The 24,817-nt window shown below is 71.7% G+C and carries 27 protein-coding genes; 20 read left to right on the top strand and 7 right to left on the bottom strand.

What is annotated here, in order from left to right:
* Position 1 precedes the first annotated feature (1 nt).
* Positions 2–970 (top strand): aldo/keto reductase, encoded by a 969-nt coding sequence (locus AB0M30_RS16190; protein WP_364584725.1) that lies wholly within the window; start codon positions 2–4, stop codon positions 968–970.
* A complete protein-coding gene (locus AB0M30_RS16185; RefSeq protein ID WP_364584723.1) occupies positions 967–1,818 on the top strand; it encodes an amidohydrolase family protein in 852 nt (283 codons plus the stop codon). The genes AB0M30_RS16190 and AB0M30_RS16185 overlap by 4 nt, the downstream gene beginning before the upstream one ends.
* Positions 1,819–1,855: 37 nt before the next feature.
* On the opposite strand, the gene shbA is transcribed toward AB0M30_RS16185, so the two are convergent.
* The 4 genes from shbA to AB0M30_RS16165 all read right to left on the bottom strand — a co-directional run bounded on the left by shbA (position 1,856) and on the right by AB0M30_RS16165 (position 4,078).
* Positions 1,856–2,443: an RNA polymerase sigma factor ShbA gene (gene shbA, locus AB0M30_RS16180; protein WP_364584721.1), complete on the bottom strand. Its 588-nt coding sequence runs from the start codon at positions 2,441–2,443 to the stop codon at positions 1,856–1,858.
* Between the two features lie 322 nt (positions 2,444–2,765).
* Positions 2,766–3,062, bottom strand: a complete 297-nt coding sequence (locus AB0M30_RS16175; RefSeq protein ID WP_364584719.1) for a DUF202 domain-containing protein — start codon at positions 3,060–3,062, stop codon at positions 2,766–2,768.
* Positions 3,063–3,233: 171 nt separating this feature from the next.
* The gene (locus tag AB0M30_RS16170; RefSeq protein ID WP_364584717.1) at positions 3,234–3,587 is read right to left on the bottom strand and encodes a DUF202 domain-containing protein; all 354 of its coding nucleotides are present in this window, start codon (positions 3,585–3,587) and stop codon (positions 3,234–3,236) included.
* 11 nt (positions 3,588–3,598) lie between these two features.
* A complete protein-coding gene (locus AB0M30_RS16165) occupies positions 3,599–4,078 on the bottom strand; it encodes a GtrA family protein (protein ID WP_364584716.1) in 480 nt (159 codons plus the stop codon).
* A gap of 148 nt (positions 4,079–4,226) precedes the next feature.
* On the opposite strand from AB0M30_RS16165, the gene AB0M30_RS16160 reads away from it, so the two are divergent.
* Together AB0M30_RS16160 and AB0M30_RS16155 are read left to right on the top strand one after the other, a co-directional pair.
* On the top strand, positions 4,227–4,637 hold the full coding sequence (locus AB0M30_RS16160; protein ID WP_364584714.1) for a hypothetical protein: 411 nt from the start codon (positions 4,227–4,229) through the stop codon (positions 4,635–4,637).
* 81 nt (positions 4,638–4,718) lie between these two features.
* Positions 4,719–5,012, top strand: a complete 294-nt coding sequence (locus AB0M30_RS16155; protein ID WP_103337426.1) for an iron-sulfur cluster biosynthesis family protein — start codon at positions 4,719–4,721, stop codon at positions 5,010–5,012.
* Between the two features lie 205 nt (positions 5,013–5,217).
* Here the strand turns inward: AB0M30_RS16155 and AB0M30_RS16150 are convergent, their stop codons facing one another.
* From AB0M30_RS16150 to AB0M30_RS16140, 3 genes are all read right to left on the bottom strand, one after another.
* Positions 5,218–6,339, bottom strand: coding sequence for a glycerate kinase (locus AB0M30_RS16150; RefSeq protein ID WP_364584712.1), 1,122 nt, complete (start codon positions 6,337–6,339; stop codon positions 5,218–5,220).
* Positions 6,336–7,280, bottom strand: a complete 945-nt coding sequence (locus AB0M30_RS16145; RefSeq protein WP_364584710.1) for a D-glycerate dehydrogenase — start codon at positions 7,278–7,280, stop codon at positions 6,336–6,338. The genes AB0M30_RS16150 and AB0M30_RS16145 overlap by 4 nt, the downstream gene beginning before the upstream one ends.
* Positions 7,281–7,372: 92 nt before the next feature.
* Entirely contained in the window at positions 7,373–9,469 is a 2,097-nt protein-coding gene (locus tag AB0M30_RS16140; protein WP_364584708.1) for an alpha-galactosidase, read from the bottom strand.
* A 76-nt stretch (positions 9,470–9,545) separates the two neighbouring features.
* On the opposite strand from AB0M30_RS16140, the gene AB0M30_RS16135 reads away from it, so the two are divergent.
* From AB0M30_RS16135 to AB0M30_RS16060, 16 genes are all read left to right on the top strand, one after another.
* Positions 9,546–10,715, top strand: a complete 1,170-nt coding sequence (locus AB0M30_RS16135; protein ID WP_364584706.1) for an ROK family protein — start codon at positions 9,546–9,548, stop codon at positions 10,713–10,715.
* Between the two features lie 9 nt (positions 10,716–10,724).
* Positions 10,725–12,008: an extracellular solute-binding protein gene (locus tag AB0M30_RS16130; RefSeq protein ID WP_364584704.1), complete on the top strand. Its 1,284-nt coding sequence runs from the start codon at positions 10,725–10,727 to the stop codon at positions 12,006–12,008.
* Entirely contained in the window at positions 12,005–12,961 is a 957-nt protein-coding gene (locus AB0M30_RS16125; protein ID WP_364584702.1) for a sugar ABC transporter permease, read from the top strand. Before AB0M30_RS16130 ends, AB0M30_RS16125 begins: the two co-directional genes overlap by 4 nt.
* Entirely contained in the window at positions 12,961–13,794 is an 834-nt protein-coding gene (locus tag AB0M30_RS16120; protein ID WP_364584700.1) for a carbohydrate ABC transporter permease, read from the top strand. Before AB0M30_RS16125 ends, AB0M30_RS16120 begins: the two co-directional genes overlap by 1 nt.
* Before the next feature lie 22 nt (positions 13,795–13,816).
* A complete protein-coding gene (locus AB0M30_RS16115; protein ID WP_364584698.1) occupies positions 13,817–15,118 on the top strand; it encodes a glycoside hydrolase family 27 protein in 1,302 nt (433 codons plus the stop codon).
* A 134-nt stretch (positions 15,119–15,252) separates the two neighbouring features.
* Positions 15,253–16,062, top strand: coding sequence for a CoA transferase subunit A (locus tag AB0M30_RS16110; RefSeq protein ID WP_103337433.1), 810 nt, complete (start codon positions 15,253–15,255; stop codon positions 16,060–16,062).
* Positions 16,059–16,817: a CoA-transferase subunit beta gene (locus AB0M30_RS16105; protein ID WP_364584696.1), complete on the top strand. Its 759-nt coding sequence runs from the start codon at positions 16,059–16,061 to the stop codon at positions 16,815–16,817. Before AB0M30_RS16110 ends, AB0M30_RS16105 begins: the two co-directional genes overlap by 4 nt.
* The gene (locus AB0M30_RS16100) at positions 16,814–17,995 is read left to right on the top strand and encodes a thiolase family protein (RefSeq protein WP_364584694.1); all 1,182 of its coding nucleotides are present in this window, start codon (positions 16,814–16,816) and stop codon (positions 17,993–17,995) included. The genes AB0M30_RS16105 and AB0M30_RS16100 overlap by 4 nt, the downstream gene beginning before the upstream one ends.
* Before the next feature lie 12 nt (positions 17,996–18,007).
* Positions 18,008–18,745, top strand: a complete 738-nt coding sequence (gene pcaH / locus AB0M30_RS16095; protein ID WP_360169223.1) for a protocatechuate 3,4-dioxygenase subunit beta — start codon at positions 18,008–18,010, stop codon at positions 18,743–18,745.
* The gene (gene pcaG, locus AB0M30_RS16090) at positions 18,745–19,299 is read left to right on the top strand and encodes a protocatechuate 3,4-dioxygenase subunit alpha (protein ID WP_364584692.1); all 555 of its coding nucleotides are present in this window, start codon (positions 18,745–18,747) and stop codon (positions 19,297–19,299) included. Before pcaH ends, pcaG begins: the two co-directional genes overlap by 1 nt.
* Before the next feature lie 4 nt (positions 19,300–19,303).
* A complete protein-coding gene (gene pcaD / locus AB0M30_RS16085; RefSeq protein WP_364584690.1) occupies positions 19,304–20,080 on the top strand; it encodes a 3-oxoadipate enol-lactonase in 777 nt (258 codons plus the stop codon).
* Positions 20,077–20,478, top strand: coding sequence for a 4-carboxymuconolactone decarboxylase (gene pcaC / locus AB0M30_RS16080; protein WP_103337438.1), 402 nt, complete (start codon positions 20,077–20,079; stop codon positions 20,476–20,478). The genes pcaD and pcaC overlap by 4 nt, the downstream gene beginning before the upstream one ends.
* Positions 20,479–20,488: 10 nt before the next feature.
* On the top strand, positions 20,489–21,322 hold the full coding sequence (locus AB0M30_RS16075; RefSeq protein WP_364584688.1) for an IclR family transcriptional regulator C-terminal domain-containing protein: 834 nt from the start codon (positions 20,489–20,491) through the stop codon (positions 21,320–21,322).
* Positions 21,323–21,409: 87 nt separating this feature from the next.
* Positions 21,410–22,033, top strand: coding sequence for a nucleotidyltransferase family protein (locus AB0M30_RS16070; protein ID WP_364584687.1), 624 nt, complete (start codon positions 21,410–21,412; stop codon positions 22,031–22,033).
* Positions 22,034–22,051: 18 nt separating this feature from the next.
* Positions 22,052–22,921, top strand: coding sequence for a MoxR family ATPase (locus AB0M30_RS16065; RefSeq protein WP_364003937.1), 870 nt, complete (start codon positions 22,052–22,054; stop codon positions 22,919–22,921).
* A gap of 22 nt (positions 22,922–22,943) precedes the next feature.
* Positions 22,944–24,740 (top strand): hypothetical protein, encoded by a 1,797-nt coding sequence (locus AB0M30_RS16060; protein WP_364584685.1) that lies wholly within the window; start codon positions 22,944–22,946, stop codon positions 24,738–24,740.
* Positions 24,741–24,817 lie beyond the last annotated feature (77 nt).

Raw genomic sequence — 24,817 nt, 5'->3', positions numbered from 1 at the left:
GTTGGAACTCTCCCTGTCCCCGCTGGGGCTCGGCTGCGCGCAGCTGGGCAACCTGTACCACGCGATCAGCGACGAGACGGCGGCCGCGACCGTCCGGCGCGCGTGGGACGAGGGTGTCCGCTACTTCGACACCGCGCCGCACTACGGCCTCGGCCTGTCGGAGGCCCGGCTGGGCGCCGCGCTGAACTCGTACCCGCGGGACGAGTACGTGCTCTCGACGAAGGTCGGCCGCGTGCTGGAGCCGAACCCCGGCGGCGCCGGCACCCAGGACGACCAGGGCTTCGCCGTGCCGGCGGCGTACCGGCGCCGGTGGGACTTCAGCCGCGACGGCGTCCTGCGCTCGATCGACGACAGCCTGACCCGGCTGGGGCTGGACCGCATCGACATCGTCTACGTCCACGACCCCGACGACCACTTCGAGGACGCCCTGCGCGGTGCCTTCCCCGCGCTGCGGGACCTGCGGGAGCAGGGCGTGATCGGGGCGTTCGGGGCCGGGATGAACCAGGCGCCGATGCTGGCCGAGTTCGTCCGCCATACCGACCTGGACGTCCTGCTGGTGGCCGGCCGCTACACGCTGCTCGACCAGCCCGCGCTGGACGAGCTGTTCCCGCTGTGCGCCGACCGGGACGTCCGCGTGGTCGTCGGGGGCGCGTTCAACGGCGGGATCCTGGCGACCGCCGAACCGGGCCGGGTCTACGACTACGCCGAAGCGCCGGCGGAGCTGGTCGAACGGGCCGGGCGGATCGCGGCGATCTGCGCGCGGCACGGTGTCGAGCTGCCGGAAGCGGCGCTGGCGCTGCCGATGGCCCATCCCGTGGTGGCGTCGGTGGTCGTCGGCGCGCATGATCCGGAGCAGGTCAGCGTGAACGCGCGGCGGGCGCGGGCGGTCGTACCGCCGGCCCTGTGGACCGAGCTGGCCGACGCGGGACTGCTGCGCGCCGACGTCGTCATCGCCGAAGGAGTCTCATGATCGACGCGCACCACCACCTGTGGGACCCCTCGCGGCGCGAGTACCCGTGGATGGCGGGGGAGGCCATGGACCCGATCCGCCGCCCGTACACGGTCGAAGACCTGCGCGCGGTGACGAAGGCCGCGGGCGTGCACGCGACCGTCCTGGTCCAGACGGTGCCGTCGGAAGAGGAGACGGCGGAGTTCCTCGCGACCGCGGCGGCGGAGCCGGTGATCGCGGGCGTGGTCGGCTGGGTGGATCTCACGGCTCCGGACGTCGCCGACCGGCTGGCCGCCTTCGACGGCCCCCTGGTCGGGATCCGGCACCAGGTCGAGGGCGAGCCGGACGACGACTGGCTGCTGCGGCCGGAGGTGGTCGCCGGGCTGAGCACCGTGGCGGCGGCGGGGCTGGCGTTCGACCTGCTGGTCCGACCCACGCAGCTGCCGGCGGCGGCCGAGGTGGCGTTGCGCCTGCCCCAGCTGCGCCTGGTCCTCGACCACGCGGCGAAGCCCCCGATCGCGGCGGGGGAGTGGGAGCCGTGGGCGTCCGGCGTGGCCGCGCTGGCGGCGCGCGAGAACGTCGTGTGCAAGCTGTCCGGCCTGGTCACCGAGGCCGACTGGTCGGGCTGGGAGGTCGGGCACCTGCGCCGGTACGTCGACCAAGTCCTCGACGTGTTCGGCCCGGAGCGCCTGCTGTTCGGCTCGGATTGGCCGGTCTGCGAACTGGCGGCGTCCTACGAGCTGGTCCTCGACGCGGCGATCGCCTTGACGGGCTCGCTGTCGGACGCCGAGCGCCTGGCCGTGTTCGAGGAGAACGCCCGCACGACGTACGGGCTGGATGCGGGCGGGGAAACCTCCTCCAGGGGGTAAACGAAGTCTCCCCGCCCGCCGCGGGAAAGCGGGCTTGTCAGAACTCTTCGTCGCGGATCATGCCGCGCAGCCGGGTCAGGGCCCGGTGCTGCGTCACGCGGACGTTGCCCGCGGAGATCCCGAGGGCTTCGGCGGTTTCGGTCGCCGAGAAACCGACGGCGATGCGCAGGGTCAGGATCTCCTGCTGCACGCGGGGCAGGGAGGCGAGCAGCCGGCCGAGGCGGGCGCCCAGGTCGAGGTGCAGCGCGTGGCTCTCGGGCTCGTTGCCGGCGAGCAGCGGGCGCTCCGGGAGTTCGGGGACGGGCTCGGAGCGGTCCCGGGCGACGGCGCGGTAGGCGTCGGCGACCTTGTTGGCCGCGATCGCGTGGACCAGGTAGAGGAAGGAACCGCCGCGGTCCTGGTAGTCGGGCAGGGCCTTGAGCACGGCGAGGCAGACCTCCTGGCCGACGTCGTCGGCCGAGAGGTAGGAGAGGTCGCGGCCGCCCATGCGCGCGCGGCAGTAGCGGACCACCACCGGCTCGATCATCTGCAGCAGCGAGTGGATCGCCGCCGGGTTGCCCTCGCCCGCGTCCTTGACGAGGGGGTCGAGGTCTTCCTTGGTGAGCCGTCCGCCTGGGCGGGGCAAAGTCTCTGGGGTGCGATAATCGCGAAGGCTCGAAGCGGATTGTTCGGTGGTCCTCGGCGGTGCTGTCATGGTCGTCTCCCCGGCCGACCCTCGACCGTCGCTGCCGGGGGTTCAACACTCCGTAACTGATCCATCGCAGATGCTCCGGATGATCGGGGCGCATCTGCGGTCCGTGCGACGCAGGGTAATCGTAAGCACCTCCAGGCGGGTCAGTCCAGATTTCAACGACCAATACCCCGTTAGCAGTATCGACCGTGATGTTCCCGCGACCCTGCCGCGCACATTGCGATTAATCGGTTTCAGGATGTGCCGAGTTCACTCGTCAGTGGAAGACGACCACGGAAGCGGCGGTGACGGTCACGGCCAGCGACGCGATCGCGGGCAGTACGCGGCTTGGCGGCCCCGGTTCGGCGGTGCGCAAAGCTCGTTCGCGGTGCATTCCGATGGCCGCGAGCAGGGCGGATGTCCCGGCAGCCAGCAACGCGGGGACCAGGGAGCCACCCCAATGGCGCTGGGCGGCGGCGTGCAGGAGCAGTACCGTGCAGGCGGCGGACGAGAGTGCGGTCCGCCGCCAGGCGAGCCCGGTGCGCTCGGCCTGGGCGCCGGCGGGGGTGGTCACGGCCGGCCCTCGAGCCGCTTGTCGGCATTTTTGACGTCACGATAATCGCGAACCGGCGGTATTCGCTTCCGGCGAGGCCCTTCGTCCGGGCCGGGGCGTCCGGCTCGGCGGGCAGACCGGGCGGCCGGACCGGATTTCGGAGCCGTCACCGTCCGCAGCCTTCCGTGTCACTCACGAGACCACCAGCAGCACGGCCGCGGCGACGATGAGGGCCAGCAGGCCGCCCGTCAGTCCCAGGATCATCCGGCTGGGCGGCAGCGGCTCCCCGGCCCGCATCGCGATCTGCACCCGCCGCCACCGCGGGTACGCGGTCGCGGCGAGGACGGCGGCCAGCACGACGCACAGCCCGGCGAGCACCGCGCTCGCCGCGGCCGGCGACGGCACCAGCTGGTGCACGGCCACCCCGCCCGCGAGCAGGCCGAGGGCCGTGCGGAGCCAGGCGAGGAAGGTGCGTTCGTTGGCCAGCGTGAAGCGGTAGTCCGGTTCGGTGCCGCCCGAGTGGGGCTTGATGTCGTCCGACGCCACGCCCGCAGACGCTAGCCGGTGTGGGCGGCCGCGGCCGGTCCGGTGCGGTGCGCGAAGACCCACCAGCGCAGCACGGCGAACCGCACGAAGCCGCCGACCAGGCTGGCCAGCAGCAGCGTGCCGGTTTCCTCCCACGACGTCGGCCGGTCGACGAAGGCGTCGAGGACGGCCAGCACGGCCGAGCCGTACAGGGCGTAGAAGGCGAAGGTGAGCACGTCCTGCAGGTGCCGCTTCCCGGCGTTGCTGGGACGTCCGGCGAAGGTGACGCGGCGGTGGAACTCGGTGTTCCCGACCGTGGTGAGCGCGATCGCGACCAGGTTCGCCACCTGGGAGCCGAGCTCGTCGCGCAGCAGGAGGAACAGGGCGGCCTGCAGGCCGGTGGTGACCACGCCGGCCACGACGTACCACGCCGCGTGCGTGCCGAGCTCGTGGTGGCGGTCCGGATCGGTGGCGAGCAGCCGGTGCTCCGGTGCGCACCTGGTGGTGGCCATGATCCCAACCTACCTCGCGTTCACAAACTTGTGAATGTGTTAAACCGGTTGAAGAAATGTGATCCCGGCGACACCGCGGGGTTTCGCCGCCCCGCCGGCCGGGGTAGGTCACCGGCGACGGGAAATTTCCGACGCGCCAGGAGGGCCAGTGAGTGACCGTGACTCGGCCGAACCGCAGAGCTTGAGCCCCAGCGAGGCGCTGGACGAGGACGAACTGCGCGTCGACCCGCTCGAAGAGGGCGTCGAGCCGCCCGAGCACTGGAGTGCCGCGAACCGCTACGGCACCACGCCCCGGGAGATGCGCGAAGGCGAGCCGATGGACCAGCGCCTGGCCGAAGAGGTACCGGACGCCGAGCCGGAGCCGGTCCCGGAGCGCCCGCTGGCGGCGACGCCGGCGGCGGAACTCGACGAGACGATCGAGGACGCGCCGCCGGACTTCGAGCCGGTGGCCCCGGAGGAAACCGTGGCGCGCCGCCATTCCAGCCCGGGGGTGGACGCCCGGCCGGATTACGCCGGCGAGTCGGTGGCGGACGCCATTCGCGCCGCCCGCCAGGGCTGATCCGCTCAGACTGCACGTCCGTTCGGGCGCCCCTAGCGTGGGGCACCAGTGCATCGGACCGCGACGAAGGGAAGGCCGAAGATGCTGACCGTGACCGAAGCCGCCGCCGAGGCGATCACCGCCCTGACGAGCCAGGGGGAGGGTGACGCCGGGCTCCGCCTGGCGGTCCAGAACGCCGACGGCGAAAGCGCCCAGCTGGCGCTGTCGGTGGCCCCCGAGCCGGCAGAAGGCGACAGCGTGCTGGGGGAGGACCAGGGACCGAAGGTGTTCCTGGAGCCCCAGGCAGCCGCGCTGCTGGACGACAAGGTGCTCGACGTCCAAGAGGACGAAGCGGGCGGCGTGGCGTTCGCCGTGCTGCCCCAGCACACGAGCTGACCGCGGCGGACGGGCCTTTCGCCTCTCGGGTGCGGAAGGTCCGTTCGCTAGCGCCCTCGACGCCGCGGCCACCGACGGCATCGGTGCGCGGCCACCGCTGCGAACCGTGATCCGCCCGAGCGCGAAGCAGTCTCGCGCCCTCCCATGCGGGCTCGCCGGCCAGGCCGGTGTGCGCGACCTCCGCGCGAATCTCTTCTCTCCCGCGCTACCCCCCTCGCCAAGCGCGAACCAGCGCCGCCGCCCGGACCCGCAGCAACTCCGCCGCATGACGGCGAGCGTGGTCCAGCGAAGGCGCGTGATCGATCAACGCGCTGCTCCCCACCACACCCAGCCGCGCCAGCCCCGCCGCGTCGAGCTGGATCCGGCCCGCCAGCGCCAGCAGCGGCACCCCGCGCGGCCGCGCCCGGTCGGCGATGCCCGCTGGGGCCTTGCCGTTCAAGCTCTGCTCGTCCAGTGATCCCTCGCCGGTGATCACGAGGTCCGCGCCGTCCAGCGCCTGGTCGACCCCGGTCAGCCCGGCGATGAGATCGAACCCGGACTCGACACCCGCCCCGAGCGCGATCGCCGCCGCCGCCACTCCGCCGCCGGCGCCCGATCCTGGCACCCGCGAGACGTCCGGCGCGCCGCCCACCTGCAGCGCGTGGGCCCACCGGCCCAGTCCCTCGTCGAGCAGCGCCACCTCCGAAGGTCCGGCGCCCTTCTGCGGCCCGAACACCGCCGCCGCGCCGTCCGGGCCCAGCAGCGGGTTCGTCACGTCGGTCGCGACCGCCACGCGCACGCCCGCCAGCCGCTCCCGCACCGGCGTCAGCTCCGTCGACGCCACTCGCGTCAGCGTGCCGCCGCCCAGGCCGACCGGCGCACCGAACGCGTCGAGCACGCCGGCGCCCAGCGCTCCCAGCATCCCGGCGCCGCCGTCGGTGCTGGCCGTGCCGCCGACCGTGAGCACGAGCCGCCGCGCGCCGTGGATCAGCGCGTCCGCCAGCAGCTCGCCGACGCCCCAGGTGTGCGCGGCCAGCGCCGTCGCCGGCGAGGGTTCGACGAATTCGATGCCGCACGCGCGCGCGGATTCGATGTACGCCGTGCCGTCCAACACCGCGTACCGCGCCTGCACCGACTCCTCGAGCGGCCCGCGGACCGCCAGCCGCACGATCCGCGCGCCCGCGGCCTCCAGCACGTCCAGGGTGCCTTCGCCGCCGTCGGCGACCGGGCAGGTGACGATTTCCGCGTCCGGCAAGGCATCGCGCACGCCGAGCGCGATCGCCTCCGCGGCCTCGACCGCGGTGAGACTGCCCTTGAACTTGTCGGGCGCGATGACGACACGGGTCACGGCTTCACCTCCGTCAGCGGGGGACGCCCGGCGAGCACCGCCGCGACGTTGCGCGCGGCCAGCACGGCCATCGCGGTGCGGGTCTCGACCGTCGCCGAGCCCAGGTGCGGGCTGAGCACGACGTCGTCGCGGCCGAGCAGCCGCGGTTCGACCTCGGGTTCCTTTTCGAACACGTCGAGCGCGGCACCGGCGATCTCCCCGGCTTCCAGCGCGTCGGCCAGCGCGGCTTCGTCGACTACCGGGCCGCGGGTCGTGTTCACCAGGTACGCGCCGGGTTTCATGGCCCGCAACGCGGCGGCGTCGATGAGGTGCCGCGTCCCGGGCGTCAGCGGGCAGTGCAGCGAAACGACGTCCGAGCGCGCCAGCAGTTCCTCGAACGACACGAACTCGGCGTTGGTGTCCTTTTTGGACCGTCCGGAGTAGACGACGGACATCCCGAAGGCCGACGCCCGGTTCGCCATCGCCCGCCCGATCTGCCCGAACCCGACGATGCCGAGCGTCTTGCCCTGCAGCCCGGAGCCGAGCAGGAAGCCGAGGTGGAACGACCACGGCGTGCGGGAGCGCAGCAGCCGTTCGCCTTCGCCGAGGCGCCGCGTGACGGCGAGCAGCAGCCCGAAGGCGAGGTCGGCGGTGGCGTCGGTGAGCACGCCCGGGGTGTTGGTGACGACGATCCCACGGGAAGCCAGCGCCGGGACGTCGACGTTGTCGTACCCGACGGCGACGTTCGCGACCACCTTCAGCCCGGGACCGGCGGCGTCGGCCAGCGCGCCGTCGAGCCGGTCGTGCAGCATCCCGACCACGGCCGACGCGCCGCCGGCGAACTCGTGCAGCTCGGCAGGCGTCAGTGGACGATCGGCGGGGGAGACCTCCACCTCGCCTGCCTCGGCGAGGAGCTTCACCGCGTCGTCGGGAATCCATCGGGTCACCGCGATCTTGGCCACCCCGACAGACTAGGTCACGGCACCGACGGTTTTCGGGGGTTCGGGTGGCGGAGCCCCCGACCTGGGGCGAAGCCCCAGATGTCACCGACATTTCAGCCCACCCGCGTCAGCCGCACCACCGCGCTCGCGTACCCGCTGCCGGGAAGATCGACGTCCAGGCCGTGGCTCAGCAACACCGCGCCGTGGTGCCCGACGCCGTCCTGGTCGCGGTACAACCCGGCCGGATCCAGCCCGGCGAGCCGCGGCGGGGTGAACGGCCGCGCGAACTCCGTCGGCCGCCGCCAGAAGAAGACGACCACGTCGTTGCCGAGCACGTACTGCACCGCCGTCAGCGCCGAGACCGCCGGATCCGCCAGCCGATACAGCGTGCCGTGCTGCACCACCGGCCGGATCTCCTTGTACAGCGCCACGAGGGACGCTGCTTCGGCGAGTTCGTCCGGCGTCCAGCGCGGCAGGTCGCCGCCCAGGCCGAGCACGCCCGCCATCGCCACGTGGAACCGGAAGCTCAGCGGCGCTGCCCGCTTCGTGGCCGGGTTCGGGCTGTCGGTCACCCAGGCCGACATCGTGCCCGCGGGGTAAAGCTGGCCGTAGCCGTGCTGGATGGTGATCCGGTCGGCGGCGTCGGTGTTGTCCGACGCCCAGATCTCGTCGGTGCGCGCGAGAATTCCCAGGTCGGTGCGCCCGCCGCCGCCCGCGCACCCCTGGATCCGCAGGTCCGGGTGGTCGGCGCGCAGCCGGTCCAGGATCGCGTACACCGCCTGGACGTGGCCGACCCACAGCCGGTGCGCGTCCGGACCCGCCTCCGGCCAGCCCGCCTCGGTGAACGCGCGGTTCATGTCCCACTTGAGGTAGTCGATGCCGTGCTCGCCGACCAGGCGGTCGAGCCACTTGTGGGCCCAGTCCGCGACGTCCGGCCGCGCGAAGTTCAGCACGAGCTGGTTGCGCAACGTCGTGCGCTCGCGGTTGGCCATGTGCAGCACCCAGTCCGGGTGCGCGCGGTAGAGGTCGCTGTCCGGGTTGACCATCTCCGGCTCGACCCACAGCCCGAACCGCATCCCGTGCGCGTGGACCGCGTCGGCCAGCGGCCCCAGCCCGTCCGGGAAGCGCTGCTCGTTGGCGGTCCAGTCGCCGAGCCCGGCCGAGTCGCCGGTGCGGGCGCCGAACCAGCCGTCGTCCATGACGAACAGCTCGGCTCCGACGCGAGCCGCCGCGGCCGCCAGTTCGGTTTCGGTTCGCTCGTCGACGTCCCAGCCGGTCGCTTCCCAGGAGTTGTAGACGACCGGCCGCAGCTCATCGGGGTGCGGCTGGACGAACTCGCGGACGTAGGCGTGCCACCGCCGGCTCGTGCCACCGAAGCCGTCGGCCGCGTAGAGCCCGGCGAACACCGGCGTCTCCCACGTTTCGCCCGGCCGCAGCCGCCAGGTGACGTGCTCGTGCCCGAACCCGCCGGTCCACGTGACGCGGCCGGTGTGCGTGCGCTCCACGGTGATCCGCCAGCTCCCGCTCCACGTCAGCGCACTGCTCCACACCTCGCCGGCGGTCTCCGTCGCGTCGCCCGCGTCGAGCATCACCCACGGGTTGACCTGGTGGCTGGAGGCGCCTCGACGGCTGGTGAGCGTGGTTTCGCCGACCGGCAGGGGTTCCCGCAGCAGGCCGTACTCGGCGCTCCACGCGCCGGAGGTCCGGCTCAGCCGCACGCCGTCGCGCCGGGGGAGTGTCCACGACGCGGAATCCGTGCGCAGCAACGCGATGGGCTCCGCCGAACCGGTGTGCCGCAGTGACGTCCAGCGCTCGACGACGTCGCCGCGGAGGCGGTAGTGCAGGGACAGCTCCAGCGGGTAGTGCCGGTCGGTGAGCTGCACGACGAGCGTGTCGTCTTCGAGCGCGAAGCCGTCGTAGCGCCACTCGAGCGCCGAAGTGCCGTCGGCGTACCGGACGGCCAGTGCCGCGACGCCGAAGAACGCGCCGCCCTCGGCGGGGAGCTCCTGCCGCTCGTCCCCGGGCTCGTCGAAGCTGCTGTCGGCCGGGTTGCGGCGCGCGGCGACCTGCGTGGCCTGGGCGAGCGTCAGCGGCGGGCCCCAGTGGACGTGCCGCGGACGGTCGTCGGCGTCCAGCCGGAAGGCGTACGAGCTTTCGGGGGTGCGCAGCAGCCAGAGCCGGTGCGCGGGGTCGTGTTCGACGAGCGACATGCCCGACAGCGTAGAGCTGACCAGCACAGAAATAAATTCTTGACGAAGTTAATTAAATCTCTCTACCCTTCCGGCCATGCCTCGCAGTGCACCGGCAAGGGCGCCGATCACCAGTCCCGCGGCCGCGACCGTGTTCACCACGGTCCTGACCGAGGGGCCGGTTTCGCGCGTGGACGTCGCCCGCCGCACCGGGCTCTCCTCCGCCGCGGTCACCAAGGCGGCGCGGCCCTTCATCGAAGCCGGCTACCTCGAAGAACTCGCCTCCGGAGGCCGCACCGCCCCCGGGGCCGGCCGCCCCGCGAACCCCCTCGCGATCCGCCCGGACCGCGAGTACTTCGTCGGCGTCAAGATCACCGGCGACGACCTCATCGGCGTGGTCACCGACCTGCGCGCCGACGTCCGGGCCAGCGCCCACCACGCGCTGAGCGGCCATGACGTCGAGCACGTCGTCCGCGCACTGGCCGATCTCGTCGGGGAGCTGCTGTCCGGCGACCTCCGCGAGCGCGCCTACTGCCTGGGCGTCGCGGTGTCCGGCGACGTCGACCGGGCGTCCGGCGTCGTCCGGTACTCCCCGTTCCTCGGCTGGCGGGACGTCCCCCTGGCCGAACTCCTCGAGGACGCCACCGGGCTGGCCGTGACCCTCGAAAACGACGTCAAGGCCCTCGCCGTCGCCGAGCAGTGGTTCGGGGAAGGGGTCGGGACGTCGTCGTTCGCGCTGGTCACCGTGGGCGCCGGCATCGGCAGCGCGCTCGTGGTGAACGGTGACCTGGTCCGCGGGGCGCACGGCGTCGCCGGGGAGATCGGGCACGTCCCGGTCGCCGACGGCGGCCCGTCCTGCCATTGCGGCGGGCGGGGCTGCGTCGAGGCGATCGCGTCCACCGAAGCGATCCTGACGCGCGCCCGCGACGTCTCCGGGGAACCCGCCCTGACCATGGAAGACGCCGTGGCGCGCGCTCGCGGCGGCGACGAGCCGCTGCGGGAGGTGTTCGCCGGGGCCGGCCACGCGATCGGCCTCGGGCTGGCCGCGCTGGTCAACCTGTTCGGCCCGGAACGGGTCGTCGTCTCGGGCGAAGGCGTCGCCACCTACGACCTGTTCGAGGAGCAGATCCGCCGGACCTTCGCGGTCCAGGCGTTCGGCAGCGCCGCCCGGTGTGGCCTGGTCATCCGGCCGCTGCCGTTCGAGGAGTGGGCCCGGGGCGCCGCCGCCGTCGCCGTCCAGAGCCTTTTCGTGTTCGACAGCGTCTAAGGAGACACCGTGAGCCCTGAGGCATTCAGACTGAATCGTCGAAGCTTCCTGGTCGGTTCCGTCCTCTTCGCCGGGGGAGCGGCCCTCGCGGGCTGCACTTCGGACCCGTTGAACAAGAACGCCTCTTCGGGGGCGAAGACCACGCTGCAGCAGTGGTACCACGCGTACGGCGAATCCGGGACGCAGCAAGCGGTCCAGCGGTACGCCCAGGAGTTCACCCAGGCCAACCCGGACATCGCGGTCAACGTCAGCTGGATCGCCGGCGACTACGAGACCAAGCTGAACTCGGCGATGCTCACCGCGCAGGCGCCGGACCTGTTCGAGCTGGGGGACTTCCGCTACCAGAACGTCAAGAACGGCCTGCTCGCCCCGCTTGACGACGTTGTCGGCCCGGTCAAAGCCGACTTCAGCCCGGCCGCGCTGGACACCGCGACCGTCGAGGGCAAGGTCTACGGCGTCAAGATGATCGACGACGTCATGATGCTGTACTACCGCAAGAGCGCCCTGCGGGCGGCGGGAATCCAGCCGCCGCGGACGTTCGCCGAGCTCCTCGAAGCGACGCGGAAGCTGACCACCGGCAAGCAGAAGGGCCTGTACGTCGGCACTGACGGCGTCGGCGAAGCGGCGACGCTCCTGCTCTGGTCGTCCGGCGGCGACTTCTTCGACTCGAGCGGCAAGAAGGTCGCGTTCGCCTCGCCCGAGGCGATCGCCGCGATCGGCGGGCTTAAGCAGCTGCACGACACCGGCGGCCTGCTCCAGGGCTATCCGACCGACTGGTCCGACCCGGGCGCGTTCACCGGAGGTGCCACGGCGATGCAGTGGGGCGGCCTGTGGTCGCTGCCGGACATCAAGAAGGCGCTGGGTGACGACTTCGGCGTCGTCGCGTGGCCGAAGTTCGGGGACACCGGCAAGCAGGTCGCCCGGGTGGGTGGCTGGTACCAGCTCGCGAACGCGAAGTCGCCGAACTTGGACGCCGTCAAGAAGTACATCGACTGGCTGTGGATCAAGAACGCCGACCTCCAGAAGGACTGGTGCGTCAAGTACGGCTTCCACATCCCGGCCCGCAAGGAGGTCGCGGCGCGGACGACCGAGTTCTCCAGCGGTTCCGCGAAGGACGCCGTGACGATCTCGCAGCAGTTCGGCAAGTCCTATTCGGGCCTGTGGAACAAGGCGTCGGCGACGCTGTTCCTGCAGGCCGCGACGAAGATCGCCAACGGGCAGGCCGACCCGGCCGCCGAGCTCGGCGACGCGGCGAAGAAGGCGCAGGCCGAAGTCGACAAGCAGCTGGCATGACGGCCGTGGTGGAGGCGCCGGCGGTCCCGGTGACGCCGGCGAAGAAGCGGCGCCCGCGTCGCGACTGGCGTGCGATCGGCGCGTTCGCGGTGCTCACCGGCCCGGTCGTGCTCGGGCTGGGGCTGTTCAAGTACGTCGCCATCGGCTGGAGCTTCCTGCTCAGCTTCAACGACGCCCGCGGCACCATCACGCTCGGGCACTGGATCGGCTTCGGCAACTACGCGTTCCTGCTCGGCGACGACGCCTTCCTGACGTCGCTGTCGACGATCGCGATCTTCACGGTCTTCATCGTGCCGATCACCTTCGTCGCGTCGCTCGGGTTGGCGGTGCTGATCAACAGCATCCGCCGCGGCCGGGCGTTCTTCCGGACGGTGTTCCTCATCCCGGCGGCGGTGTCCTACGTCGTCGCGGCGCTGGTCTGGAAGATGGCGCTGTTCAACGGGCTGCCCTCCGGCGTCGCGAACGTCGTCGGCGGAATGTTCGGCGCCGATCCCGTGCCGTGGCTGTCGACGACGAGCCCGCCGGTGTACTGGGTCGCGGTCGTGACACTGCGGCTGTGGCTGCAGGTCGGGCTGTACATGATCCTCTTCATGGCCGGGCTGCAGGCGATCCCGCCGTCGCTGTACGAAGCCGGCGAGCTGGACGGCACGACGAAGTGGCAGGCCTTCCGCTACATCACGCTGCCGCAGCTGCGGAACACGTCCGTGGCGGTGCTGCTGCTGATCCTCATTGCGGCGTTCCAGGCGTTCGACGAGTTCTACAACCTGTTCGGCACCGGGCTTTCCGGCACGGCGACCGCGCCGGTGAAGCCGCCGCTCGTCTACCTCTACGACTCCGCGCTCGGCGACCAGAACTACGGCGTCGGCTCGGCGGGGGCGTTCCTGCTCACCGTGCTCATCATCGTGATCACCCTGCTGCAGGGCCGGTTCGTCGGCTTCGGGAAGAAGGACTGATGGCCGTCCTCCCGGTTTACCGGAAGGCGCCGAAGTACGTCTTCGCGTCGGTGCTTTCGGTGATCTTCCTGCTGCCGTTCTACATCATGCTGCGCAACGCGCTGATGACCCGGCAGCAGGTCGGCTCGCCGGACTGGTCGTGGCTGCCGGACCCGCTGTCGTGGGTGAACTTCGGCGACCTGTTCGCCGACACGTCGGTGCCCATGGCGCACTCGTTGGGGAACTCGTTCCTGATCGCCGTGGTGACCGCACCGGTCGGCACGCTCTTCGGCTCGATGGCCGGGTACGCGCTGGCCAGGATCAACGTCCCGGGGCGTCGTGCCGTGTTCACGTACGTGCTGGTCACGCTGATGATCCCGCAGTCGGTGACGTTCGTGCCGACGTTCGTCGTCGTCGGCTCGATGGGCGGGGTCAACACGGAGTGGGGCATCATCGCGCCGAACCTGTTCAGCGCGTTCACGGTGATCCTGTTCCGCAACTTCTACCTGCGGTTCCCCGTCGAGCTCGAAGAGGCCGGCCGGCTCGACGGGCTCGGCCACCTCGGCGTCTACCGGCGCCTGGTCCTGCCGAACTCGGGGAGCATGATCGCGTCCCTCGGCGCGCTGATGTTCATCGAAAGCTGGAACGCGTTCCTGTGGCCCCTCGTCATCGGGCAGGACCCGTCGTCGTGGACCGCGCAGATCGCGCTTTCGACGTTCCTGACCGCGCAATCGGTCAACCTGCCGGCGCTGTTCGCCGGCGCTCTGGTCACCATCGCGCCGCTGGTCGCGATGTTCCTGGTCGCCCAGCGGTTCATCGTCCGCGGGATCGCGGCGAGCGGGCTCAAGGAGTAGGTCCCCTATCGAGGAGTGTCCGATGAAGCGCCTCCTTTCCGTTTTCCTCGCCGTCCTGGGTGTTTCGGCTTTCCTGGTGCCGCCGGCCGGCGCGCGGACGCCGTTCGTCACGCCGTTCATGGGCTGGAGCAGCTGGAGCCTCGAGTCGTCGACCCGCGCGGGTTACGGCACTTCGTGGCTGAACGAGTCGCACGTCCGCGACGCGGCGGCCACTCTCGCGGGCAAGCTCAAGGCCGCGGGCTACACCTACGTCAACATCGACTCGGGCTGGAACGCCTCGCCGTCCTGGGTGTTCCACACCGACGTCAACGGCATCCCCGACCCCGATCCGGCGCGGTTCCCGGCCGGCATTCCGGCGCTGGCTTCGTATGTGCACTCGCTCGGGTTGAAGCTCGGCCTGTACGCCGTGACCGGCCTCGAGAAGGAGGTCTACGACAAGAACGCGCCGATCCTCGGCACGTCGTGCCACGCGCAGGACATCGCGTACCGGCCGCTGACGCCGTCGAACGGCTGGGGCGGCAACTGGAAGGTCGACTTCACGAACCCGTGCGCCCAGAAGTACTACGACTCGGTCGTGGCCCGCTTCGCGTCCTGGGGCGTCGACTTCGTCAAGGTCGACGGGACGACCGCGGACAACGTCGCCGACATCCGGGCCTGGTCGGCGGCGATCGACCACGCGCGGCGGCCGATGTGGCTGACCGCGAGCGCGTGGCCGGTGCCGCGGTCCATCGGTTCTTCCTTGGCCCCCTACGCGAACGGGGTACGCGTCGACACGGACGTCGAGTGCTACTGCGAGACGGTGTCCAGCTGGGACAGCTCGGTGAAGGCGCGGTGGGCGGACCTGCCGGACTGGCTGGGCGTGTTCGGGCCGCGGTACCGGCCGGACCTGGACTCGATGCCGATCAGCAACAACACGGGCAGCGGCATCCAGGACGGGATCTCCGACGTCGAGCGGCAGAGCGTCATGACGTTCTGGTCCATGGCGTCGTCGCCGCTGTACGTCGGGGGTGACATCTGGTTCCTCGACGCGTCCGCCGTGTCGATCCTGACGAATCCCGAGGTCATCCGGGTCGACCAGGTCGGCACCTACCCGACTCGGGTGACCGGCGGCGACCATCAGGTGTGGACGAAGCGCGCGCCGGACGGCCGGACGTACGCCGCCGTCTACAACCTGGGCTCCGCGCCCGCGGACATCACGGTGGACTTCGACGGGGCGCGGCCGGTGCGTGACCTCGTCGCGCGCAAGGACCTCGGGCGGTTCCGGGGCTCGTGGACGGCTTCTTCGGTGCCGCCGCACGGCTCGCGCTTGGTCCGGATCGGCTGACAGCTTTCTCCTTCGACCTGCGTGCGTCATCCATTGGGTGGAAGACGTCTGGTCGGGCCACCGGTCGCCATGCTAAGTTCGGTGGCAGAACGAGTGTGCGTGATGCGAACACTCCGGACGGTGTGGAGGGTGTGATGGCGGAGCTGCTGTCGCTGGAGGAGGCCGTGGCCCGGCTGGTGCACGACGGCGACACCGTCGCGCTCGAAGGGTTCACGCACCTCATCCCGGTCGCGGCCGGGCAGGAGATCATCCGGCAGCGCCGCCGGGATCTCACGCTGGTGCGGATGACCCCCGACATCGTGTACGACCAGCTCATCGGCGCGGGCTGCGCGCGCAAGCTGATCTTCTCGTGGGGCGGCAACCCGGGCGTCGGCTCGCTGCACCGCTTCCGCGACGCCGTCCAGCACGAGTGGCCGGTACCGCTGGAGATCGAGGAACACAGCCACGCGGGCATGGCGAACCGGTACGTCGCCGGCGCGTCCGGCCTGCCGTTCGCGGTGCTGCGCGGCTACACGGGCACCGACCTCCCGGCGCAGACGGCCACGATCAAGCCGATCACGTGCCCGTTCACCGGCGAGAAGCTGACGGCGGTCCCGGCGCTGAACCCCGACGTCTCGATCGTCCACGCCCAGCGCGCCGACCGCGCCGGCAACGTCCAGATGTGGGGCATCACCGGTGTCCAGAAGGAAGCGGTACTGGCGGCGAAGCGGTCCCTGGTGACGGTCGAGGAGATCGTGGACGAGCTGGAACCCCGCCCGGGCGCGGTCGTGCTCCCGGCGTGGGTGGTCACGGCGGTGGCCGAGGTCCCGGGCGGCGCGAAGCCGTCGTACGCGGCGGGGTACTACGAGCGGGACAACGCGGCGTACCAGGCGTGGGACAAGATCGGGCGCGACCGCGAGGAGTTCACGAAGTGGTTGAACGAGCTGACCGGGGTGAAGGCATGAGCGCCGAGTACTCGGCCGACGAGATGATGAGCGTCGCGGCCGCCCGCGCCCTCGGCGACGGAATGTCCTGCTTCGTCGGGATCGGCCTGCCGAGCAAGGCGGCGAACCTCGCCCGCCGCGCGCACGCGCCGAACCTGACGCTGATCTACGAATCCGGTTGCCTGGGCGCCAAGCCGTCCCGCCTGCCGCTGTCCATCGGCGACGGCGAGCTGGCCGACACGGCGGACGCGGTGATCAGCGTGCCCGAGGTGTTCAACTACTGGCTCCAGCCCGGCCGCATCGACGTGGGCTTCCTGGGCGCGGCCCAGCTGGACAAGTTCGGCAACATCAACACGACGGTGATCGGCTCGGACTACCACGACCCGAAGGTCCGGTTGCCGGGAGCGGGCGGCGCCCCGGAGATCGCGGCTTCGTGCGGCGAGGTGTTCATCGTCCTGCGCCAGAACCCGCGCGCCTTCGTGGAGAAGGTCGATTTCGTGACGTCGTTCGGCCACGGAACCGGCAAGGGCGACCGCGAAAAGCTGGGCCTCCCGGGCCAAGGCCCGACCCTGGTGGTGACGGACCTGGGCCTCCTGCGCCCCGACCCGGAGACGGCGGAGCTGACGCTGACTCAGCTCCACCCCGGCGTGGACCTCGACAGCGCCATCGCGGCCACGGGGTGGAAACTGAAGGTGTCCGACGACCTCGAGACCACCCCGGCCCCCACGGAGCAGGAGCTGACCCTCCTGCGAGACCTGGAGAAGGCAAGCGCATGACCGACGTCTACATCCTCGACGCGATCCGCACCCCGTTCGGCCGCTACGGCGGCGCGCTGGCCGGCGTCCGCCCGGACGACCTCGCCGCCGGGGTCCTGCGTGCTCTGCAGCAGCGGAACGACCTCGATCCGTCCACAGTGGACGAGGTGACCCTCGGCGACGCGAACGGCGCGGGCGAGGACAACCGCAACGTCGCCCGCATGGCCGCCCTCCTCGCCGGCTGGCCCACGACCGTCCCGGGCAGCACGGTCAACCGCCTCTGCGGCTCCGGCCTCGACGCGGCCATCCAGGCCAGCCGCGCGATCCAGGTCGGTGACGCCTCCCTCGTCGTCGCCGGCGGCGTCGAGTCCATGACCCGCTCGCCGCTGGTCATGCCGAAGCCGGAAAAGGCCTTCCCGACGGGCAACCAGACCCTCTACAACACCGCGCTCGGCTGGCGCATGGTCAACCCGGCGATGCCTTCGCAGTGGACGATCTCCCTCGGCGAGTCCACCGAACAGCTCGCCGAGCGCTACGGCATCGGCCGCGACGAGCAGGACGCCTTCGCCGCCCGCAGCCACGTCAACGCGGCCAAGGCGTGGGACGAGGGCTTCTACGACGACCTGGTCGTCCCGGTCGAGGGCGTGGACCTGGCCCGCGACGAAGGCATCCGCCCGGACTCCAGCCCCGAGAAGCTCGCCAAGCTGAAGCCCGTGTTCCGCACGGAAAACGGCACCGTCACGGCGGGCAACGCCTCCCCGCTGAACGACGGCGCCTCGGCCCTCCTCCTCGGCGACGAAGCCGCCGCGAGCCGCTTGAGCAAGGTCCCGCTCGCCCGGATCGCCGGCCGCGGCGCGGCGGGCGTCGACCCGGACGTCTTCGGCATCGGCCCGGTGCGCGCGGCGGAGATCGCCCTCGAACGCGCCGGCATCGGCTGGGACGACCTGGCCGCGGTCGAGCTCAACGAGGCGTTCGCCGCGCAGTCGCTGGCCTGCCTGCGCGACTGGAAGGACCTCGACCCGGAGATCGTGAACACCCACGGCGGCGCGATCGCCATCGGGCACCCGCTCGGCGCGTCCGGCGGCCGGATCCTCGGCACCCTGGCCCACGACCTGCACCGCCGCGGCGGGGGCTGGGGACTCGCCGCCATCTGCATCGGCGTCGGCCAGGGGCTGGCCGTCGTCCTCGAAGGCCGGTAAGGGAGAACAGCAATGGCCACTCCGACCGATTTCAGGCTGCCGCGCTACGGGGAAGACCCCGAAGGCACTCACCCGCCCCTCGACTCCAGCGGCTACCGCTCCACGGCACTGCGGTACCCGAAGCAGGACCTCGTCCTGCTCCCGCAGATGCTGACCGAGGTCACCGGCCCGCTGCTCGGTCCCGGCCGGCTCGGCGAGCACGACAACGACCTGACCCGGCAGCATGCCGGCGAACCGCAGGGCCAGCGCATCATCGTCACCGGGCGCCTCCTCGACGGCGAAGGCCGCCCGGTGCGCGACTCGCTCGTCGAGATCTGGCAGGCGAACGCGGGCGGCCGCTACCGGCACACCGGCGACCGCTGGCCGTCCCCGCTAGACCCGAACTTCGACGGCGTCGGCCGCACCCTGACCGACAGCGACGGCCGCTACACCTTCACCACCATCAAGCCCGGCGCGTACCCGTGGAAGAACCACGACAACGCCTGGCGCCCGGCGCACATCCACTTCTCGGTGTTCGGCTCGGCGTTCACGCAGCGGCTGGTCACCCAGATGTACTTCCCGGACGACCCGCTGTTCTCGCAGGACCCGATCTTCAACTCGATCCCGGACGAGAAGGCCCGGCAGCGGATGGTCTCGCGCTACGACCACGACATCACGCAGGCCGAGTGGGCGCTCGGGTTCCAGTTCGACATCGTGCTGCGCGGGCGCGACGCGTCGGTGTTCGAAGAGGAAGAGGAGGACGAAGACTGATGACCAGGCTGCTGCCCACCCCTTCGCAGACCGTCGGCCCGTACCTTTCGATCGGGCTGCCCTGGCCCGACGGTCCGCACGTCGTGCCCGAGGGCACGCCGGGCGCGTTCTGGATCCGCGGGACCGTTCGCGACGGCCACGGCGACCCGGTCCCGGACGCCATGATCGAGACGTGGCAGGCCGACCCGGACGGCGGCTTCCGCCACCCGGACGACCCGCGCGGCACGGCGAACGGCGAGTTCCGCGGCTTCGGCCGCTGCCCGACGGAGACCGACGGCACCTACGGGATCTTCACGCTGCTCCCGGGCGTCCTGCCGGGTGAGGGCGGCACCACGCAGGCCCGGCACATCGACGTCTCGGTGTTCGCGCGCGGCCTGCTCCACCGGGTCGTCACGCGGATCTACTTCGAAGACCAGGACAACTCCGGCGACCCGGTGCTGGCGACGGTGCCGGAGGAGCGGCGCGGCACGCTGATCGCGGCGAAGACCGGCGACGGCTACCGCTTCGACGTGCGGCTGCAGGGAGACGGCGAGACCGTCTTCTTCCGGGTGTGATGCCGTGAGCGCCGTGAAGCTGCACCGGGTCGTGGCCGGCCCCGGGGACGCGCCGGTGGTCGTGTTCGGCGGGTCGCTCGGCAGCGACGTGCGGATGTGGGAGCCCCAGGTCGCGCCGCTGGTGGAGCGCGGCTTCCGGGTGGTCCGCTACGACGCGAGGGGGCACGGCGGGTCGCCGGTGCCGCCGGGTCCCTACGAGCTCGAAGACCTGGGCACCGACGTCCTGGCGCTCCTCGACGAACTCGGCGTCGAGCGGGCGCACCACGTGGGCCTGTCGCTCGGCGGCATGACGGGGATGTGGCTCGGCGTCCACGCGTCGGACCGGGTCGCGAGCCTGGTGCTGTGCTGCACGTCGGCGAAGCTCGGGCCGCCGTCGATGTGGGCGGAGCGGGCCCGCACCGTCCGCGCCGAGGGCACCGCCGCGGTGGCCGAGGCCGGGGTGCGCCGCTGGCTGACCCCGGGGTACGTCGAGCGGCACCCGGACCGGGCCGAGTTCCTGCGCGCGATGATCGCGGCCGTCCCGGCCGAGGGCTACGCGGCCTGCTGTGGCGCCATCGAGCGGATGGACCAGCTCGACACCCTGCCGAAGATCTCCGCGCCGACGTTGGTCATCGCGGGTGCGGAGGACCCGGCCACGTCCCCGGACGAGCACGCGCGGCCGATCGCCGAGGGCATCCCGGGCGCGCGGCTGGAGGTCGTGGCGAACGCCGCGCACCTGGGCAACTACGAGCAGCCGGCGGAGTTCACCCGGCTGATCCTGGACCACTTGGAGCGAGCGTGACGGACCGCCACGAGCAGGGCATGAAGGTGCGGCGCGAAGTGCTCGGCGACGAGCACGTCGACCGCGCGGTCGCGGGCACCACGGACTTCAGCCGTCCGTTCCAGGACTACATCACCGAGGGTGCGTGGGGGTCGGTGTGGGCCCGCGACGGCCTGGACCGCCGCACGCGCAGCTGCGTGACGCTGGCGGCCCTGACGGCGCTGCAGGCGCACAACGAGCTGGCGATGCACGTCCGGGCGGCGGTCCGCAACGGCCTGACGGCGGCGGAGATCGGCGAGGTCCTGCTGCACACGGCGGTCTACGCCGGAGCGCCGGCGGCGAACGCGGCGTTCGCCATCGCCCAGCGCACCCTGGCCGAGCTCGGCGAGCCGAGCGCCCTGCCGAGGGACGCCGGATAGGGTGCCGGGCATGGACGTGACCAGGCCGTCGTTGGACGTCCGGCTGGACAGCGAACCGGCGCACCGCGGTGCCCACCACGTGCAGTCGCTGGAGCGCGGGCTGGCCGTGATCAAGGCGTTCCACGCGGGCGCGTCCGAGCTGACGTTGAGCGACGTGGCCCGTTCGACGGGCCTCACCCGCGCGGCGGCGAGGAGGTTCCTCCTGACCCTGGCCGACCTGGGCTACGTCCGCACCGACGGCAAGTACTTTTCGCTGACGGCCCGGGTGCTGGAGCTCGGCTACGCGTACTTGTCGAGCATGACGTTGCCGGAGGTGGCCCAGCCCCACCTGGAGCACCTGTCCGCGGGCGTCCACGAGTCGAGCTCGGTCTCGGTGCTGGAAGGCACCGACATCGTGTACGTGGCGCGGGTGGCGGTCTCGCGGATCATGACGGTGAGCATCAACGTGGGCACCCGCTTCCCGGCGTACGCGACCTCGATGGGTCACGTCCTGCTGGCGGGGCTCGGCGAGGCGGAGCTGGAGGAGTACTTCCTGGTGGCCAGCCTGGACCGGCTGACGGACCACACGGTGACGGCCCCCGCGCACCTGCGCGCGGAGCTGGCCAAGGTGGCCGGCCAGGGCTGGGCGATGGTGGACCAGGAGCTGGAGGAAGGCCTCCGGTCGGTGGCCGCGCCGATCCGCGGCCGCACGGGCCGGGTGGTGGCCGCGGTCAACCTGTCGACCCACGCGAGCCGCACCACGGCGGAGTCGGTGCAGAGGGACCTGGTCCCGCCCCTGCTGGAGACGGCCCGGGCCATCGAAGCGGACCTGGCGGTCGGCGCCCCCGACCACGCCCGTGGCTGAGCAGCCGCCCCGCACCGTGCTGGTGGCCGAGCAACCGGCGCCGGCGCCCGCAGCCGTCCCGGCTGTCGCCTCGGCGGGGGCGCCCTCATGACCGGCCCTTCTTCTCTTCCGCCGGTTGCCGGGCTGCTGCTCGCCGCCGGTGCGGGTCGTCGCTTCGGTGGCCCGAAAGCTCTCGTCCAGCTGGACGGCGAACCCCTCGTCCTCCGTGCCCTCCGCACGCTGACCGCCGCCGGGTGTGCGCCCGTGCGGGTCGTCGTCGGGGCCTCCGCCGAGCAAGTCCGGGCCCTGCTGCCCGATCCCGCCCAAGCCGTCGAAGCCGAGGACTGGGCGACCGGCATGGGCGCCTCCCTGCGTGCCGGCCTGGCCTCCCTGGAACGAACCGAACGGACCGAACGGACCGAAGGCACCGGCCAGCCCGCTGCCGCGCTGGTCCACCTCGTCGATCTCCCGTGGGTCGGCGCCGACGTGATCGCCCGCGTCACCGCCCACGCCTCCGCCGAAGCCGTCGCCCGCGCGGCCTACGACGGCGTGCCCGGCCACCCCGTGCTGCTCGGCCGCCGCTGGTGGGGGGAGATCGCCGGCGCCGCCCGGGGGGATCGCGGGGCCCGGGACTGGCTCGCCACCCGCGCCGACCTCACCCTGGTCGAGTGCGGCGACCTCGGCAGCGGCCGGGACGTCGATCGCCCCGCTGATCTGGCGGGGCCCGCGTGAAGACCTACGATCGACAGCGTGACGGACTCGCCCGAAGAACTCGCCGCCGCCCTCGACGCGACCGGTTACCTCGCCGATGACGGGCTCGCGACCGCCGGCTTCCTCGCCCTGCGGATGGGCCGCCCGCTCTTCTGCGAGGGCGAGCCCGGCACCGGCAAGACGTCACTGGCCCTGGCCCTGGCCACCGCGCTGGAGCGGCCGCTCATCCGCCTCCAGTGCCACGAAGGCATCGACGCCGCCCAGGCCCTCTACGAATGGGACTTCCCGCGCCAGCTCCTGCACCTGCGCGCGCTCGAGGCGGCCGGGGAGGGGCACCTCGACGTCGAGGCCGCGGAGCGCTCGCTCTACACCGAGCGGTTCCTGCTGGCCCGGCCCCTGCTGCAGGCCCTGATCACCACCCCGTGCGTCCTGCTGATCGACGAGATCGACCGCGCCGATGACGAATTCGAAGCGTTTCTCCTGCAACTGCTCGATGAACACGCCGTGACCATTCCCGAGTACGGCGAAGTCCGCGCCGAGCATCCGCCGCTGGTGGTCCTCACCTCCAACCGGACCCGCGAGGTGCACGACGCACTGAAACGCCGCTGCCTCTACCACTGGCTGGAACACCCGGACCTGGTGCGGGAGGTCGAAATCCTGCGCCGTAGGATCCCGCGGGTAAGTGAGGCTCTGGCTCGGCAAATCGCTGAAGCGGTGCATCGGCTCCGTGAAATGGATCTGCTGAAACCGCCGGGAGTGGCGGAGTCGCTCGATTGGGCGCGCGCTTTGTTGACTCTTCAGCGTGACGAGCTGGACGCGGCAACGGCGGCCCGAACGCTCGGAGCCGTCCTGAAATACAGCGAAGACCTCGACCGGGTCCGGGCGAAACTCGACGCCTTGTTCGCCTGACCGCCCGGGTCGGGGACCGGGTGTGGTCGAAGCGAGGGAGAACCTGCGGATGAGCGTGGCGGAGACGACGGAGACCAGGCCGCCGTCGGAAACCGAGCCCGATCGGCCGGGGCCGGCCGGGCCGGCGACCACCGGGCAAGGCTGGCGCGGCAAGCTCGCCGCGGTGGCCGCGGTCCTCGGCGGCACCGCGCTGATCGCCGTGCACGCCTCCCTCTACGGTCACTGGCTGATCGACGACTCGGCCATCACGTTCGCCTACTCGCGCAACGTCGCCGACGGCTTCGGGCCGGTGCTCCAGCCCGGTGCCGCGCCGGTCGAGGGGTACTCCAACCCGACCTGGATGATCCTGCTCGCCCTCGGCAAGCTCGTCGGCCTGTTCGACCACGGCACGCTCTTCGGCGTCTCCGACCAGATCCTCTTCCCGAAGGCACTCGCGCTGGCCTGCTGCGCGGGCATCCTCGTGCTCTTCTACGCCGGGGCGAAGGTGCTCAGCCGCCGCCCGGCCCTCATCACCTTCGTCGCCGGGGCCGCGCTCGCCGCGATCCCGTCGTTCGTCATCTGGTGCTTCTCCGGGCTGGAGAACTCCTTCTACGCGCTCACGGTCGCCGCCCTCGCGGTGCTGATCCTGCGCGCGGTCCACGGCGGCCGACTCCTCGACACCCAGATCGCCGTCGGCACCGGGCTGATCGCCGTGCTCGCCGCGCTGACCCGGCCCGACGGGATCATCTACGCCGGCGCGTACCCGATCGTCGTCCTGCTGTTCCTCAAGCGGGAACTGCTCGGCCGCAGCGTCCGCGCGGTCGTGCTCTCGGTCGCCGGCTTCGCCGTCCCGTACGCCGCCTACCTGGTCTTCCGCTGGTTCGAGTTCGGCCGCCTCGTCCCGAACACCGCCGTCGCGAAGGGCCAGGAGCCGCCGACGGTCGAGGACCTCGCCCGTCCCGGCGAAATCGTCTCGTACGTGGGCTGGCTGATCGTCGCGGTCGCCGTCGCGTGCCTGGTGCTGCTGATGGTCCGGCCGTCGCGGCTGCGCACCGGGCTGGTCGCCCTGCTGGTGCCGTTCGGGCTCACCGTGGCCGCCTACATCGTGCTCGAGTTCGACTGGATGGGGCAGCTGCGGTTCGCCACACCGGTCTGGACGCTCGGTGCGTTCGGCGGCGCGATCGTGGTCGTCGAGGCACTGGCCGCGGCCCGCCTGCGCGGCCGGATCGTGCTCGCCTGCCTGCTGGTGGTGGCGCTGGTCAGCTCGGTGAGCGGGCTCTACGACCAGGGCACCTCCTACCGCGCCAACGTCAAGACGGCGATGTGCATCGTCGCCGAGCGCGACGCCCGGACCATCAACGGCCTCGCGGACATCCTCAAGCTGCCGGACTCCGCCCAGGTCGGCCTGATCGACCTCGGTGGGACGTCGCTGGGCAGCCGCCTCCGGGTGCTCGACCTGGCCGGCCTCGGCGACAAGCAGGTCGCCGACTACCTGCACGAGTCCGACGTGACCGGCGTCCGCAACTACGTGTTCGACCAGGCCAAGCCCGCGCTGGTCACGTTCATCGGTTCGTGGATCAGCACGCTGGGCTTCGACCAGGACCCGCGGTTCGAGCGCGAATACGCGACGATCTTCGTCAACCCGCCGATCGGCAACCTGACCATCGACTCGCGCAACTGGGTCAGCTACCACGTCCGGCGTGACCTGGTCGACGACGCGAAGCTGGCGGAGCTCAAGGCCTACACCCAGAAGACCCTGCCGCCGCTCCTGGAGCTGAACAAGGGAGCGGGGCTGCGGGGCTGCGCGAACATCCAGCCCGGCTTCAAGGCCGCTGCCTGACCGCGGTACCCGGCGCCCGCCTCGATGGTCCACAAAGGACCACCGAGGCGGGCGTCGTTAATTGCGTTGCCGCTCCC

This window comes from Amycolatopsis sp. NPDC051716, from assembly GCF_040681595.1.
Taxonomy (GTDB): domain Bacteria; phylum Actinomycetota; class Actinomycetes; order Mycobacteriales; family Pseudonocardiaceae; genus Amycolatopsis.
This window is presented reverse-complemented; position numbering and strand designations above follow the sequence as displayed.

Coding starts and splice junctions, on each gene's coding strand:
- AB0M30_RS16185 (WP_364584723.1), top strand. CDS start 967: ATGATCGACGCGCACCACCACCTGTGGGACCCCTCGCGGCGCGAGTAC.
- AB0M30_RS16165 (WP_364584716.1), bottom strand. CDS start 4,078: ATGGCCACCACCAGGTGCGCACCGGAGCACCGGCTGCTCGCCACCGAT.
- AB0M30_RS16155 (WP_103337426.1), top strand. CDS start 4,719: ATGCTGACCGTGACCGAAGCCGCCGCCGAGGCGATCACCGCCCTGACG.
- AB0M30_RS16140 (WP_364584708.1), bottom strand. CDS start 9,469: ATGTCGCTCGTCGAACACGACCCCGCGCACCGGCTCTGGCTGCTGCGC.
- AB0M30_RS16135 (WP_364584706.1), top strand. CDS start 9,546: ATGCCTCGCAGTGCACCGGCAAGGGCGCCGATCACCAGTCCCGCGGCC.
- AB0M30_RS16125 (WP_364584702.1), top strand. CDS start 12,005: ATGACGGCCGTGGTGGAGGCGCCGGCGGTCCCGGTGACGCCGGCGAAG.
- AB0M30_RS16120 (WP_364584700.1), top strand. CDS start 12,961: ATGGCCGTCCTCCCGGTTTACCGGAAGGCGCCGAAGTACGTCTTCGCG.
- AB0M30_RS16115 (WP_364584698.1), top strand. CDS start 13,817: ATGAAGCGCCTCCTTTCCGTTTTCCTCGCCGTCCTGGGTGTTTCGGCT.
- AB0M30_RS16110 (WP_103337433.1), top strand. CDS start 15,253: ATGGCGGAGCTGCTGTCGCTGGAGGAGGCCGTGGCCCGGCTGGTGCAC.
- AB0M30_RS16105 (WP_364584696.1), top strand. CDS start 16,059: ATGAGCGCCGAGTACTCGGCCGACGAGATGATGAGCGTCGCGGCCGCC.
- AB0M30_RS16100 (WP_364584694.1), top strand. CDS start 16,814: ATGACCGACGTCTACATCCTCGACGCGATCCGCACCCCGTTCGGCCGC.
- pcaH (WP_360169223.1), top strand. CDS start 18,008: ATGGCCACTCCGACCGATTTCAGGCTGCCGCGCTACGGGGAAGACCCC.
- pcaG (WP_364584692.1), top strand. CDS start 18,745: ATGACCAGGCTGCTGCCCACCCCTTCGCAGACCGTCGGCCCGTACCTT.
- AB0M30_RS16075 (WP_364584688.1), top strand. CDS start 20,489: ATGGACGTGACCAGGCCGTCGTTGGACGTCCGGCTGGACAGCGAACCG.
- AB0M30_RS16070 (WP_364584687.1), top strand. CDS start 21,410: ATGACCGGCCCTTCTTCTCTTCCGCCGGTTGCCGGGCTGCTGCTCGCC.